This is a genomic window from Ruegeria sp. YTSA064, assembly GCF_059610325.1.
The window spans coordinates 14,559-28,117 of record NZ_JBXWNK010000011.1 but is presented as its reverse complement, the minus strand read 5'-3'; the positions used below and the strand labels follow the sequence as shown (position 1 = coordinate 28,117).

Annotated in this window: 13 protein-coding genes; 5 read left to right on the top strand and 8 right to left on the bottom strand. The window is 55.0% G+C overall.

What is annotated here, in order from left to right:
• The first annotated feature begins 454 nt into the window (after nucleotides 1-454).
• On the top strand, nucleotides 455-1,243 hold the full coding sequence (locus AC2FI7_RS16580) for a phosphatase PAP2 family protein (RefSeq protein WP_238528800.1): 789 nt from the start codon (nucleotides 455-457) through the stop codon (nucleotides 1,241-1,243).
• 3 nt (nucleotides 1,244-1,246) lie between these two features.
• On the opposite strand, the gene AC2FI7_RS16575 is transcribed toward AC2FI7_RS16580, so the two are convergent.
• Nucleotides 1,247-1,834, bottom strand: coding sequence for a riboflavin synthase (locus AC2FI7_RS16575; RefSeq protein WP_010442003.1), 588 nt, complete (start codon nucleotides 1,832-1,834; stop codon nucleotides 1,247-1,249).
• 141 nt (nucleotides 1,835-1,975) lie between these two features.
• Between AC2FI7_RS16575 and AC2FI7_RS16570 the strand changes: the two genes are divergently transcribed.
• From AC2FI7_RS16570 to AC2FI7_RS16560, 3 genes are all read left to right on the top strand, one after another.
• On the top strand, nucleotides 1,976-3,274 hold the full coding sequence (locus tag AC2FI7_RS16570) for a capsular biosynthesis protein (protein ID WP_170779794.1): 1,299 nt from the start codon (nucleotides 1,976-1,978) through the stop codon (nucleotides 3,272-3,274).
• An 80-nt stretch (nucleotides 3,275-3,354) separates the two neighbouring features.
• On the top strand, nucleotides 3,355-4,485 hold the full coding sequence (locus AC2FI7_RS16565) for a polysaccharide biosynthesis/export family protein (RefSeq protein WP_029621996.1): 1,131 nt from the start codon (nucleotides 3,355-3,357) through the stop codon (nucleotides 4,483-4,485).
• A 3-nt stretch (nucleotides 4,486-4,488) separates the two neighbouring features.
• The gene (locus AC2FI7_RS16560; protein ID WP_496816245.1) at nucleotides 4,489-6,486 is read left to right on the top strand and encodes a capsule polysaccharide biogenesis protein; all 1,998 of its coding nucleotides are present in this window, start codon (nucleotides 4,489-4,491) and stop codon (nucleotides 6,484-6,486) included.
• A 3-nt stretch (nucleotides 6,487-6,489) separates the two neighbouring features.
• On the opposite strand, the gene ribD is transcribed toward AC2FI7_RS16560, so the two are convergent.
• From ribD to AC2FI7_RS16530, 6 genes are all read right to left on the bottom strand, one after another.
• On the bottom strand, nucleotides 6,490-7,590 hold the full coding sequence (gene ribD / locus AC2FI7_RS16555) for a bifunctional diaminohydroxyphosphoribosylaminopyrimidine deaminase/5-amino-6-(5-phosphoribosylamino)uracil reductase RibD (protein ID WP_259462631.1): 1,101 nt from the start codon (nucleotides 7,588-7,590) through the stop codon (nucleotides 6,490-6,492).
• A complete protein-coding gene (gene nrdR, locus AC2FI7_RS16550; protein WP_008756450.1) occupies nucleotides 7,587-8,057 on the bottom strand; it encodes a transcriptional regulator NrdR in 471 nt (156 codons plus the stop codon). The genes ribD and nrdR overlap by 4 nt, the downstream gene beginning before the upstream one ends.
• A gap of 119 nt (nucleotides 8,058-8,176) precedes the next feature.
• Nucleotides 8,177-8,587 (bottom strand): secondary thiamine-phosphate synthase enzyme YjbQ, encoded by a 411-nt coding sequence (locus AC2FI7_RS16545; protein WP_010441998.1) that lies wholly within the window; start codon nucleotides 8,585-8,587, stop codon nucleotides 8,177-8,179.
• Between the two features lie 6 nt (nucleotides 8,588-8,593).
• The gene (locus AC2FI7_RS16540; RefSeq protein ID WP_010441997.1) at nucleotides 8,594-8,989 is read right to left on the bottom strand and encodes a hypothetical protein; all 396 of its coding nucleotides are present in this window, start codon (nucleotides 8,987-8,989) and stop codon (nucleotides 8,594-8,596) included.
• Between the two features lie 77 nt (nucleotides 8,990-9,066).
• A complete protein-coding gene (locus tag AC2FI7_RS16535; RefSeq protein ID WP_010441996.1) occupies nucleotides 9,067-9,621 on the bottom strand; it encodes a DUF4166 domain-containing protein in 555 nt (184 codons plus the stop codon).
• A complete protein-coding gene (locus tag AC2FI7_RS16530) occupies nucleotides 9,611-10,057 on the bottom strand; it encodes a thiol-disulfide oxidoreductase DCC family protein (RefSeq protein WP_050806462.1) in 447 nt (148 codons plus the stop codon). Before AC2FI7_RS16530 ends, AC2FI7_RS16535 begins: the two co-directional genes overlap by 11 nt.
• A gap of 311 nt (nucleotides 10,058-10,368) precedes the next feature.
• Here AC2FI7_RS16530 and AC2FI7_RS16525 point away from each other — a divergent pair, with 311 nt between their 5' ends.
• Nucleotides 10,369-11,394 carry an AraC family transcriptional regulator gene (locus AC2FI7_RS16525; RefSeq protein WP_010441994.1) on the top strand — a complete coding sequence of 342 codons (1,026 nt, stop codon included), beginning with the start codon at nucleotides 10,369-10,371 and terminating at the stop codon, nucleotides 11,392-11,394.
• A 165-nt stretch (nucleotides 11,395-11,559) separates the two neighbouring features.
• Here AC2FI7_RS16525 and rpoD read toward each other — a convergent pair whose 3' ends face one another.
• Nucleotides 11,560-13,548: an RNA polymerase sigma factor RpoD gene (rpoD, locus tag AC2FI7_RS16520; protein WP_010441993.1), complete on the bottom strand. Its 1,989-nt coding sequence runs from the start codon at nucleotides 13,546-13,548 to the stop codon at nucleotides 11,560-11,562.
• Nucleotides 13,549-13,559: the final 11 nt, after the last annotated feature.

Genomic DNA, 13,559 nt, shown 5'->3' with positions numbered 1-13,559 from the left:
AAAAAACTGGCCACGGCGGGTGTAAATACCCCTGTTTCGATACGCCGATATTGTTGCCATTTTCTGAACCTTTGAGGTGCAAATGTGGGCTTTGTCCACAAATTGCCGCAATCAAGCCCTCGGAATGCCCGATATCAAAGGCACCTAAAACTCAACAATTCCCTAGTGTGTCGAGATATCGAGCCCAGTGTCCAAGACCGCCTATCTCCCTGCTTCTAATGCAGTTCTGATAAATTCCCTTTGGCGTAACAGGCTGTTATTGTTACTGGTTGCGCTGCAAATCGCATGCGCCATCGCCGTCAGCCTATATGTGGGCCGGTCATTTTGGGATTCCTCGACCCCCATCCTTTTAGGAATATCGCTCCGTCTGCTTTGCTTTATGTTCGCAAATTTCATCCTCTGGAGGCTTGGTGTTGCGATTTTTGTGGTCAAACCGAAAAAGCCAATTCATTGGATGTTGCAAGACCTGCGGACCAAACTGACAGACGTCGAAAAAGCACCCGACGTTTTGATCTGCTTCGTCAGCATCGTCGCTCTGATCGTAACCTACACATTTTTGAAGAACGAGATTCACTCGTTGAATCCCTCTCTTTGGGACACACAGTTTGCGCAATGGGACAGGTTCCTACACGGCGGTGTCGATCCCTGGACTTTGCTAAGGCCCGTCCTTGGGTCGCCAGTGATTACAACAGCTTTGAATGCGGCCTATCATATCTGGTTTCCGATGCTTTATATCGCCGTCTGTGTGGCCTGCCTAGATCGCCGTGATCCAATTCGTAGCACGGTATTCCTGGTCGCCTTTGTGCTGTGCTGGTTTGTCGGGGGTAACGTGATCGCGACGGTCTTTGCATCTGTCGGTCCTGTTTATTATGAACCCTTCAATCTGGGCACGGATTTCGTTCCGCAGATGGAATTGCTGCGTCAATCACATGAAATCAGCCCGGTTTGGGCGCTGAAAGTGCAAAGCACGCTGCTGGATGGCTTTCAAAATTCGGGGCTCGCACGAGGTATCTCTGCTATGCCTAGTATGCATGTCGCTTCAAGCGCGCTCCTGGCGCTGTATGGGTTCACTTATTCGCGGTGGCTGGGCTGGGGGCTGACGGTGTTTACCTTTGTCATCCTGTTGGGATCGGTACATCTTGCGTGGCATTACGCCATTGATGGATATGCCTCGATCCTGTTGGTCCTTTTCTTCTGGTGGCTGGCCAAAAGGCTCACGGCACGGTTCGGGCCGGGAACCTGAGGTTCAGGACATCTCGGCCAGACGGGCCACGTATCTGGCCAGAGTATCGATCTCAAGATTCACCTTGTCACCAACCGCAACATCACCCCATGTCGTGACCTCTTTGGTATGCGGGATGAAGTTGATACCGAAGTCACATCCCTCAACATCGTTGACCGTCAAAGACGTGCCGTTCAGCGCTACCGATCCTTTTGGCGCGATAAACCGAGCAAGATCAACGGGTGCGCGCAAAGTCACACGCGTGCTATCGCCCTCGTCAGCTACCGCAATCACTTCGGCTACGCCATCAACATGGCCCGAGACGATATGCCCCCCCAGTTCATCCCCGACTTTCAAGGCGCGTTCCAGATTTACCCGCGTGCCGACCTGCCAGTGATCCAGATTGGTCTTCGAAACCGTTTCGGCGCTGATCTGAACATCGTACCAGTCGTCCCCCAGCGCGATAACGGTCAGACACACGCCATCGCTTGCGATCGAAGCACCCATATCGATCCCTGCTGTGTCATAGCTGGTCCTGATCCTTGCCCGTAGGTCACCCTGCTGGTCAAGTTCGGCAACGGTGCCAATATCGGTGACGATCCCTGTAAACATTTCATCAACCCCAAGAGCCTAAATTCAATAATCGAGGTAAAGGCACCCAGCCCGACGAACAAGCCCTGCCTTGCCCAGAAACCAACAAAGAGGCATAATTTCATCCAAACGTACCACTAATATTCCTTGCGAGCAGACTATATGGCATCTTCAACCACCTGCCCTGACCGGCGTGTGTTCCTGTTCCTGCAAGGTCCCCATGGCCCATTCTTCAATGCACTAGGTGGTATGCTGCGCGCGGCCGGAGCCAAAGTCATCCGTGTTGGATTCAACGCGGGCGATCAGGCGTTTTGGAGCGACACGACCAGCTTTATTCCCTATCTGGGGAATCCCGACGATTGGCCAGCTACATTCACCGACATAGTTACACTCAATGGTGTCACTGATATCGTACTCTATGGTGATACCCGGCCTATCCATGCAAATGCGGTTCGAATTGCGAAATCACGCGGCATTACTATCCATGTTTTCGAAGAGGGATATCTGCGCCCCTGGTGGGTGACGTATGAGCGCAATGGCTCGAACGGAAACTCGCGTTTGATGGAGCTTGATGTGGAAGAGATGCAGACGGCATTGGCGCAGTCTGAGGGTCAAACCCCTCCGCCGCCCTCGCATTGGGGGGATATGCGCCAGCACATTTTCTACGGCGCGCTTTACCATTGGTTCGTGATGTTCATGAACCGGCGCTATCGAAATTTCCAGCCTCACCGCGAGCTACCGGTCGCCAAAGAGTTTCAGTTGTATTTCAAGCGCCTGGCACTGATGCCAATCCACAGATTACAGCGAAGATGGGCAACGACTCGGGTCAGGCGGGGGGGCTTTCCCTATCACCTTGTCCTGTTGCAACTGGGTCATGACAGCTCGGTGCAATCCCATTCGGATTATTCCTGCATGAGCGAGTTTCTTAGCCAGGTGATTGACGGTTTTGCCAAGGGCGCCCCTGCGCACCACCACCTCGTCATCAAAGAGCATCCGCTGGAAAACCATCGTGAACCACTTCGGCACATGGCCCAGCGCATGGCCGAAAAACTCGATATCACTGATCGCATTCACTATGTCCCGGGTGGTAAGTTGGCAAAACTTCTCGATGAAGCAAGATCAGCAGTAACCGTGAATTCAACTGCAGGCCAACAAGCCCTGTGGCGCGGCATTCCCCTGCGCAGTTTCGGACGGTCGGTATATGACAAGCCACAGTTTGTTTCCCGGCAGCCAATCGAGGCTTTTTTTGCTGGCCCCAATGCTCCGGACAGCAAAGCCTACCGGGACTATCGACAATTTCTTCTCAATACCAGTCAGATTCCGGGTGGCTTCTATTCCCGAAAAGGACGTCGACAATTATTGCGCCGCGCCGCAGATATGATGCTTATGAAACAGGGTCCATATCAGTCGGCACTGGAAGACAACGAGGCCGCAACGCCACAGTTGCATCTTGTTAAGTAACTTGAATCAACCCGTTGCTGGATGTTTGGCATTGAAACGAGTAACCTGCCCAAAACAAAGACGACTGAGGTAAATCGGCAGTGCAGCGTTTTCCTACCCGATGGATACGGGGGGCTTCCTTTGTGGTGGTCCTTGGTTTGCTGGCAGCGTGTCAGCTTCCGAAATCCGGACCGAACAAAACAGAAATCCTGGCCGGTTCTGTCGAAAACGGCGGCAACGCCTTTGTTGTCGAGGTCGACGACCGCGTGGCACGTGCCGCCTCTGCGGTTCCGCAATACGGGTTTTCACAATCTTTTCGCAGCGCCCAAAGCATTGCGTCTGATACTGTGCGTCCCGGCGATGTTCTAAATCTTAGCATCTGGGAGAATGTCGACGACGGGTTGCTGACTTCAGAAGCTGGTGGTGCGACCAATCTGGATCAGGTTCAGGTCGACAATGACGGATATATTTTCGTTCCCTACGCTGGTCGGCTGCGTGCGGCGGGCAATACCCCCGAGCAATTGCGCACCCTGATTTCCAGCAAACTGGAAGAGCAAACGCCGGATCCACAGGTTCAGGTTACGCGCACGCCGGGCAATGGGTCGACTGTTTCCTTGACCGGGACCATCGGTGCACCGGGTATTTACCCGATCGAGCGCCCGACGGGAACCTTGTCGACCATGCTCGCACAAGCGGGAGGCGTCGCAGTTGCATCGGATATTGCTTTGGTTACCGTGATCCGCGGAAATCAAAAGGGAACGATCTGGTACAACGATCTGTTCCGCAATCCGGAAACCGACATCGCATTGCGCGGCGGCGATCGCATTCTGGTTGAACAGGATAGCCGCTCGTATATTGCACTGGGTTCGACTGGGCAGTCCCGCGTGGCGTTCGAAAGTCAGGATTTATCGGCTCTCGAAGCTCTGGCACAAGTCGGGGGCCTTCAGTCGCTGTCGTCAGACCCCACCGGGATTTTCATTCTGCGCGACGAACGGCAGGACATTGCACGTAGCGTTATGGGGCGCCCTGAGCTGACGGGTGATCAACGCATGATCTACCTGTTGAACCTGACCGCACCCAACGGCTTGTTTGTTGCACGTGATTTTGTGATCCGCGACGATGACACGATCTATGTCACCGAAGCCCCATATGCACAGTGGAGCAAATCAATCTCGCTGATCGCCGGAGGACTGACGCCATTTGCGAATGTAGCGACACTTACAGGAAACTAGCGGATGTTTCCTGAACCGGAGAGCACGGCCGGGGGCGAACGCTCCCGGCTATTTGTTTACAACGGTGGTTTCCTGACACAACGGCGTGTGCGCCGGATCCTGTCTTTGTCCGGGTATGACATTCGGCTTGGTCTGCCCCAACACGAAGATCTTGTTGGGGTCTGGGGCAACAGCCCAACTGCTCATCGCGGCTTGACCATAGCGCGGAAACGCGATGTGCCCATCTTACGGGTCGAAGATGCGTTCCTGAGATCTCTGCAACCCGGACGCAGCGGCGAGGCTTCGCTGGGATTGCTGCTTGACCGTGCAGGTCTACATTTTGATCCTACTACGCAATCCGATCTGGAAACCCTGCTTACGACACATCCGCTGGATGACACTGCCCTGCTGGATCGCGCGCGCGGCGCGATTGCGCGCCTACGCGAATTGCACCTCAGCAAATACTCTGCCTACGATCTTGACCAACCACCCCCTGAACCCGGCTACGTTCTGGTGATTGATCAGACCCAGGGAGATGCGGCCGTTACTGCGAGCCACGGCGACTATGCGCGGTTCCGCGAGATGCTGGTCATTGCACAAGATGAAAACCCAGGCGCACGCGTCATCATCAAAAGCCATCCCGAAACGACCGCTGGTCATCGGAAAGGGTATTTTTCTGATCAAGATCTGAGTGACCGCGTGTCCATTCTGCACCGCCCGATAAGCCCTTGGTCACTGTTGGAAGGCGCTATCGGTGTTTATACTCTGTCGTCACAGATGGGATTTGAAGCCATTCTGGCGGGACATAAACCCCGAGTGTTCGGGCAACCGTTTTACTCAGGGTGGGGGCTGACACAGGACGACATCTCCCTCCCCCGTCGACAACGCAACCTCACGCGGGCGCAGCTTTTTGCTGCAACAATGATCCTGTATCCGCGCTGGTACGACCCATATCAAGACTGCTTGTGCGAATTGGAAACCGTGATCGATACACTCGAGGCGCAGACCCGCGCTTGGAGACAGGATCACAAAGGTTGGACTGCATCGGGTATGCGGGTGTGGAAGCGGCGGCGCCTGCAGCGCATTTTCGGTCAACACGGTAAGTTGCGTTTTACATCCGAGCAGCCAAAAGATACCACACATCCCCATATGGCCTGGGCGAGCCAAGCGCGTGATACCTTGAGCGCAACACGCGTCGAGGATGGCTTTCTACGCTCGTGTGGATTGGGTGCGGAATTGGTGCCGCCGCTTTCGCTTGTGACCGATGATATCGGTATTTACTACGACCCGACCCACCCCAGCCGGCTAGAGGAATGGATCACTGCGCGCGAGACGTTGCGACCGGACCAGAGGCTCCGATCAGAACGGCTGATAGCCCGGTTACTCTCTGACGGCCTGAGCAAGTACAACGTCGGTAGTCCTGCCCCGGACCTGCCGAAAGGCCATCGCATTCTGGTGCCGGGGCAGGTAGAAGATGACGCCTCGATCAGACTGGGTACAAGCAATATTCGCAACAACCTCGACCTGCTGCGTGTAACGCGCGAGGCCAACCCTGATGCTGTTCTAATTTACAAACCTCACCCGGATGTCGAAGCCGGACTACGAGAAGGCAAAATCGAATCAAATTTGGCTGACATTGTGGTCAAGCGCACCGACCCCGCCACCCTGATGTCTCAGGTAGACGAGGTTTGGACTATGACCTCTCTGCTGGGGTTCGAAGCTTTGCTGCGCGGCGTCAAGGTCACGACGCTAGGCGCGCCATTCTATGCTGGGTGGGGGTTGACGACAGATTTGGGGGCGGTGCCTGCTCGTCGCGGCGCGCAGCCTTCATTGATGGGCTTGGTACATGCAACCCTGATCGACTACCCGCGATACTTTGATCCCGTGACCGGGCAGGCTTGCCCAGTCGAGATCGCGGTTGAGCGGCTTGCGCACGGCGCACCAACGGCGACAGGACCTATGAACCGCCTTCTGTCCAAGCTACAAGGAATGATGGCAACGCATGCGCGTTGGTGGCGCTGAGGCCTAATGCGTGACGCGCGCCCAACGGTGCAGGATATCACCGCCAACAACCTGCGTTTCGATCAGATCGAACCGGGGTGCGGTTTCCAAAGTATCCAACCCTAAGGCTCCGATCGCCGAAAGACCCTCGGCTCCGATCGTAAGCCCGGCGGTGAAACCAACCAGCTCATCGACCAGATCACTTTCTAGCAAGGACGCAGCCAAAGCTGATCCGCCTTCACAAAAGACGCGCGTCAACCCCGCTTGCCCGAGCTGGTGCAGCAGATCAGCGGCTTCAACGTGATGATCGTCCAATGCGCATGGGATCAGTCGCGCACCAAGCCCCTCCCAGGTGCGGGCGCGATCAGGATCCGGATGAGGACCATGGCAAAGCCAGACCGGAATTTTGGACGCGGTCCGCGCGAGATGCCCCATCAAAGGCAAGTCCAGATGCCGAGACACCACCACGCGGACCGGCTGGCGTTCTACGCCTAAATCGCGAACCGTCAGCGACGGATCATCAGCCCGCGCCGTTCCCGCGCCGACCATGACCGCATCATGGCGGGCCCGCATTGCGTGCACTGCACGGCGTGCATTGGGGCCGGTGATCCACTGGCTGTGCCCGGTTTCCGTGGCAATCCGACCATCAAAGCTGCTGGCCAGTTTCAGTGTTACAAACGGTCGACCTTGCTCGGTTTTCAGAAAGAACCCCGCGTGATCCCGTGCCGCCTGTTCGGCCAGAACCCCGGTAACGACATCAATCCCAGCTTCACGCAGCAAGGCGAACCCTTGTCCAGCCACACGCGGGTCACTGTCTTCGATTGCCGAGACAACGCGTGCAATTCCAGCCTCGATCAATGCTTCGGCACAGGGTGGCGTTTTTCCGTGATGCGAGCAGGGTTCAAGAGAGACATACGCTGTCGCCCCTTGTGCCGCCTCGCCTGCTTGGGCAAGTGCGATGGGTTCGGCATGCGGGCGGCCTCCGGGCTGCGTCCAGCCGCGTCCGACAACACGCCCATCGCGCACGATCACGCACCCGACGGACGGGTTCGGCCAACACGTGCCCTGGCCGCGCCGCCCCAAAGACAAGGCAAGCGCCATAAATCGCTTATCTGCTTCGTTCACTCGTCCGTCGAAGGTTGCGGCGGGCGCAACTCGTGGACAAACTCCTCGAAATCGTCGGCCGCCTGGAAATTCTTGTACACACTCGCAAAACGAACATATGCGACCGTATCAATCCGGGCCAGCGCTTCCATGACAATCTCACCGATTTTGTTCGATGGGATATCGGTTTCACCCATGCTTTCCAATCGGCGAACGATACCCGAAATCATCTGGTCGATCCGCTCCGGATCAATCGGCCGCTTCTGCATCGATATGCGGATTGAACGCTCAAGTTTGTCGCGGTCGAAATCTTCTCGTTTTCCATTGGTCTTGATCACAACCAGATCGCGCAACTGCACACGTTCATAAGTCGTAAACCGTCCGCCGCAGGCCGGACAAAACCGGCGTCGGCGGATCGCGACGTGATCCTCTGCCGGGCGTGAATCTTTGACCTGAGTATCGATATTTCCGCAAAACGGGCAGCGCATCCGCCGTCTCCTCGTCCCTAGTTCGGCCTCTTTTGTAAGCGCTGCGGCTTACTTATCCACAACTATAGGGCAGCCGCTAGGGTTTGGGTAGTCGGAATTTTCCACCCCAATATGAAGCGTCACGCAAAGTGTGCAGCGACCTTTCTCATATGCGGTGCATTGCGATGTTCAAACACGTAAATCCCCTGCCATGTGCCCAACACAGGTGCCCCACCCCTCACCGGGATCGACAACGAAACCGGCATCATCGCAGCTTTGATATGAGCTGGCATGTCATCCGGCCCCTCATATGTATGGCGCAGATAAGCCATCGAAGGATGGTCGGAAGGCGGCACAAGCCGGTCATAAAAGGCATGTAAATCGGTCTGCACTTCTGGATCAGCGTTTTCCTGAATCAGCAAAGAACAAGAGGTGTGCCGCACAAAGAGGGTCAGCAGGCCATCTGATACCGGCCTCAGCCAATCGCACACAGGGGCGGTGAACTCATAAAGCCCCGCACCCTGCGTTGAGATCGAGAATTCGGTCTGCACCGCAGATCACCTAAAGTTAATGCGACGACTGCACCGGCCATTTGCACCTTGCACAGACATACTGTCGCCGGCTTTGAACCCAACCGATATACTGCCTTGCTGGTCTGCATTTGCAGGTGGTTTGAGCGAAAACTGCACCGCCGTCTTTCGGCCGGTCGTCACGCTTGGCCCATAGCCACGCAGAACATAAATACGCTGTTGCCACCCCGCACCCAAAGACCGTCGTGCGAAATCCGCCGCAGCACACCAATATCCATCGACATCTCTGCGCGCCCTTGGGATGACTTCGAATTCCGTATTGCTGATTGCTTCGGTTTGATATCCGTTTGGCGCCGCGCTGGTCATTGCCGGAGAACCGAGCAATATGATTGCGCCCAACGTAACTGATAATATCTGTTTCATCCTCGTCATCTTCCTGTTTCCACCTGAAATATACCTAGTGCGCCTCACCACTCCAAACAGTAGAGATCACAATCAATTCAAACTGACCTCAATTCGTTCCGATCCGGCTCAAGCCACCCGTTATATCGGATCAGCAAACCCAGGCCGGGCACATGGGCAGAGATGTCAAAACAAAAGCGGTCCATTGAATCTTGGGTTTCTGTCGAGGCTGACTGCGGCAGCAGAAACTTTGGACAAGGTATTCCAAACAAGGCGAGCCGACGGATTTGAAGCGAAAGCCCTGCCTCGGTTCGTACAGGCTGTAACCAAATTGCGAGCCCCCCGATCCTTTCGTGGACGCAATTGTATCTCTGGTCGAAACTAATGCGTGAACATGTCTCATGCCCGGAAAAGTCCCGCTTCCAAATCCAATGCCCTTTTGTTCGATGTATAGTGAGAGTGACCTGAAGGTCGTCCCCTTCTGGCGGGAATCCTCCGATGCGCAAAGCCAGGGCGACCAATGGCCCCCGACCTCGGATTATGCTGCATTTTCCCGAATATTGCCCCTCAGCCGAGTGCAGTTTTTGAATTGCTTCCGGCAGCTTTTCATCCACACCCAGAACTTGCAGGAACGGGTCGTGCTCAGAAGCCATCTGAAGCGAACCGGGACCGAAGGCTAGCATCGGGAACCAAACAACAGTTGTAACGACCAAACAACGCATATCGATTACGGGCAATCGAGTGATACAGCCGATCCTTCACAAACACTGGCAAATATCGGCACAAGGACAGCAAGAACCAAGCTCCCGGTAAGGCGCGCATCGCGGCGGCAAAAGCATCAAGCTTCTGGTGAACTTCACCATCGACGATGACCAGATTGGTCTCAAAATCCTTGGTCGGGAGATTCAGCCGTGAATAGAGTCTCCTCCCCAACTCCGACTGGGCGGTCGCAAATCTGAACTTTTGGTCCCGATCATGGCGCAACATGAACTGAAAAAACTGCGAACACAAAACGCATTCACCGTCAAAGACAATCAAATCAGTTTCAATGTCTGGCAAGTCAGGCACTGTAAATCCAAATACCACCATCAATTCAAGAAGATACTGGCACGGCATAAATCTCGCAGCAATGCGACATGACCGACCAATAAGGAGAGCTGTGCCGGGGAACCCATTGAAACGGCTTGGTGGACCGTCGGCTTGGGCTCGACCTTATCCCCAAAAGGTGCTGACCCGGCAACGATGGATATTTAGGTGTCACTTCTGCGGTATTCTTGGCAATTTCGGCCAAATCCTTTCGAATATCCGACACGTCACAAGTGTCGGTAACAGAGGCTGGCAAAATACAGCGCCTTTCCGCTATCGTGATCAGATTATCAGGATGAGTTTCGGACAAGGTTATGGACGTCGATATTTCACGCATTCAATTGCTGATGCGCGCCCTCGAACAACGCGCGAGCTTATCGGTTGTCGATCAAGTTTTGAAAAACAGCGCATTGACCCGGATCGATGTTGAAGCACCTGCCGCACTATGTAGCGCCCGCAAAGAGGCCATGTTTGTTCGCCATGCCTGTGATGCGCTCGGCGACATCACATTCGGTGCAGGCGCGGGGTTAGAGTTCAATTCTTCCTCCAGTGTGACGGCATATATCAGTAAATACTCGCGGGATCTGAAACAGGTGTTGGAAAACACTACGCGGTTTCATGGTATCATCGACCCCGCACTGGCGTTCAGTCTGCGTGTTTCCGGCAACTCCGCCTCATTGGAGGCTGAATGGAAAGACCCAAGTTTTTCGCGATATCATCGTCGAACCGAGTTTTTGTTGTTCGCAAGCATTGCTCGGATGCGGGCTTTGACGCAGGTGAAACTGTATCCTATCGAAATACGATTTCAGCACAGTGTGGGGCGACATGCGGACACATTTCAAAAGATCGGAGGCTTTCCACTAAAGTTTGAGGCTGAACGGTTGGAGGTTATCTTATCACTACCCTCACTCGAAACACCGATCCCCACCTATGATCCCAGTCTGCGGGCGCATCTGCTGGAATATGGCGAGCGTCTGCTGGCGGAAGGACGTAAGCCAAAACAAAAAAACCGTGCACAGATCGAAGGGTTAATCACCAGGTCAATGCCCGGAGGGGTAATTCAGGCGGATGAAGCCGCCTCTCAACTTGGCCTCAGCCCGCGCACACTTGCCCGTCGTCTGGCGGATGAAGGCACTTCCTACCGCGAGATTGTCGAAGATCTGCGCTGTGATCTTGCGCAAACATTTATCAAAAACGGCATGAATCTAGCTGAAATCTCGTATTCTTTGGGCTATTCGGATCAGGCTGCGTTCTCGACGGCTTTCAAACGCTGGACCGGTCAGGCCCCGACCGCGTTCCGTAAAAGGGTTTCACGTCCGCTTACACATAAAGGAAAGTAGCCGGGGGTCATCGGCGCTGCCGCCTCACCCCGGCCTGTCCATGAGTGGACAATGAGCACATAGGTACAGCGGCGCAACGCAACATGCGATATTTCGCCAATTTGATTTGTTGTTCAGACAATGTGAGGTGCGGCATGAAAAAGGCGCCTCGTGGGCGCCTTTGACTTATTGATCCAGGAAGGACCGAAGCTTCCGCGATCGGCTAGGATGCTTTAGCTTACGCAGCGCTTTGGCCTCGATCTGGCGAATACGTTCGCGGGTAACACTGAACTGCTGACCCACCTCTTCCAGAGTGTGGTCAGTGTTCATGCCGATACCAAAGCGCATCCGCAAAACCCGTTCCTCGCGCGGGGTGAGGGAGGCAAGAACCCGCGTGGTGGTTTCCTTGAGGTTCTCCTGAATCGCGCTGTCGAGCGGCAGCACGGCATTCTTGTCCTCAATGAAATCGCCAAGCTGGCTGTCTTCTTCGTCGCCGATGGGCGTTTCGAGGCTGATCGGCTCCTTGGCGATTTTCATCACCTTTCGAACTTTCTCGAGCGGCATTTGCAGCTTTTCTGCCAGTTCTTCCGGAGTCGGCTCGCGACCGATCTCGTGCAGCATCTGGCGACCAGTCCGAACCAGTTTGTTGATCGTCTCGATCATATGTACCGGAATACGGATCGTGCGCGCCTGATCCGCGATTGACCGCGTGATCGCCTGACGGATCCACCAAGTGGCGTAGGTCGAGAACTTATAACCACGGCGGTACTCGAACTTGTCCACTGCCTTCATCAGACCGATGTTACCTTCCTGAATAAGATCAAGGAATTGCAGGCCGCGGTTCGTGTACTTTTTGGCGATCGAGATTACCAGGCGCAAGTTGGCTTCAACCATTTCTTTCTTGGCCTGCCGCGCCTCTTTCTCGCCTTTCTGAACCTGCTGCACGATGCGGCGGAATTCAGGGATATCCAGACCGACATATTGACCGACCTGCGCCATGTCGTTGCGCAGTTCCTCGACCTTAGCGGTCGAGCGTTCAATGAACATCTGCCAACCCCGGCCCGGCTTTTCGGCCATCTCGGCCAGCCAGTTCGGATCCAGCTCACGCCCGCGATAGGCGTCGATGAATTCACGACGGTTGATCCGGGCCTGGTCGGCCAGTTTCACCATTGAGCTGTCCAGCGACATGACCCGGCGGTTGATGCCATAAAGCTGGTCAATCAGCGCTTCGATACGGTTGTTGTGCAGGTGTAGACCATTTACCAGCTCAACAATTTCCGCACGCAGCTTCTGATAGGTCTCTTCGTCCTTTTCGCTGAACGATCCATCTTCATTCAGAGTAGCCGAAATTCGGCTATCCTGCATCTCGGAGAGCATCGCAAAGTCGCTGGAAATCCGCTCTAGCGTAGTCAGAACCTGATCCTTCAGCGCTGCTTCCATCGCAGCAAGTGACATATTGGCCTGATCGTCTTCGTCATCGTCGTCGTCGTTGGCAATCGGGTTGCCATCGGCATCCAGCTCTGGGCCTTCATCCTTGGCGGGTTTGGCTGCCTGAACCGACGATGTGTCAACGACCGGCTCCTGTACGTCACCATCTTCATCCAACTGGTTGCCGAACGTTGTTTCAAGATCAATAACGTCGCGCAACAGAATGTCTTCGCTCAACAATTCGTCGTGCCAGATCGTGATCGCCTGGAAGGTCAGTGGGCTTTCGCACAGGCCGGCGATCATAGTATTCCGACCAGCCTCGATCCGTTTGGCGATGGCAATCTCGCCCTCGCGGCTAAGCAGTTCGACTGATCCCATCTCGCGCAGATACATGCGTACGGGGTCATCAGTACGATCCAGCTTTTCGGTAGCCGCACCAGCCAGCGCAACTTCGCGTGGGCCTTCGGTCGTGACCAGTTCGGTCGAACCTTTATTCTCTTCTTCCTCGGCCTCTTCATCTTCGATGATGTTGATGCCCATCTCGGACAGCATCGACATCACGTCTTCGATCTGTTCCGAGCTGACCTGATCAGGTGGCAGAACCTGATTAAGCTGGTCGTAGGTGATGTAACCTTTCTCACGGGCCTCGGCGATCATTTTCTTGACCGCTGCCTGGCTCATATCAAGCGAGATCTCCTGTTCCTGCTCGTCGGATTTGCGGTCTTCGTTCGTATCCTTGGCGGCCATTCAATGCTCCT

What these genes read in the sequence shown, in the direction of transcription:
- AC2FI7_RS16540 (WP_010441997.1), bottom strand. Translation starts at nt 8,989, where the DNA reads ATGAAACAGATATTATCAGTTACGTTGGGCGCAATCATATTGCTCGGT.
- AC2FI7_RS16525 (WP_010441994.1), top strand. Translation starts at nt 10,369, where the DNA reads ATGGACGTCGATATTTCACGCATTCAATTGCTGATGCGCGCCCTCGAA.
- rpoD (WP_010441993.1), bottom strand. Translation starts at nt 13,548, where the DNA reads ATGGCCGCCAAGGATACGAACGAAGACCGCAAATCCGACGAGCAGGAA.
- AC2FI7_RS16530 (WP_050806462.1), bottom strand. Translation starts at nt 10,057, where the DNA reads ATGGTGGTATTTGGATTTACAGTGCCTGACTTGCCAGACATTGAAACT.
- nrdR (WP_008756450.1), bottom strand. Translation starts at nt 8,057, where the DNA reads ATGCGCTGCCCGTTTTGCGGAAATATCGATACTCAGGTCAAAGATTCA.
- AC2FI7_RS16535 (WP_010441996.1), bottom strand. Translation starts at nt 9,621, where the DNA reads ATGGCTTCTGAGCACGACCCGTTCCTGCAAGTTCTGGGTGTGGATGAA.
- AC2FI7_RS16570 (WP_170779794.1), top strand. Translation starts at nt 1,976, where the DNA reads ATGGCATCTTCAACCACCTGCCCTGACCGGCGTGTGTTCCTGTTCCTG.
- AC2FI7_RS16580 (WP_238528800.1), top strand. Translation starts at nt 455, where the DNA reads ATGTTGCAAGACCTGCGGACCAAACTGACAGACGTCGAAAAAGCACCC.
- AC2FI7_RS16575 (WP_010442003.1), bottom strand. Translation starts at nt 1,834, where the DNA reads ATGTTTACAGGGATCGTCACCGATATTGGCACCGTTGCCGAACTTGAC.
- AC2FI7_RS16560 (WP_496816245.1), top strand. Translation starts at nt 4,489, where the DNA reads ATGTTTCCTGAACCGGAGAGCACGGCCGGGGGCGAACGCTCCCGGCTA.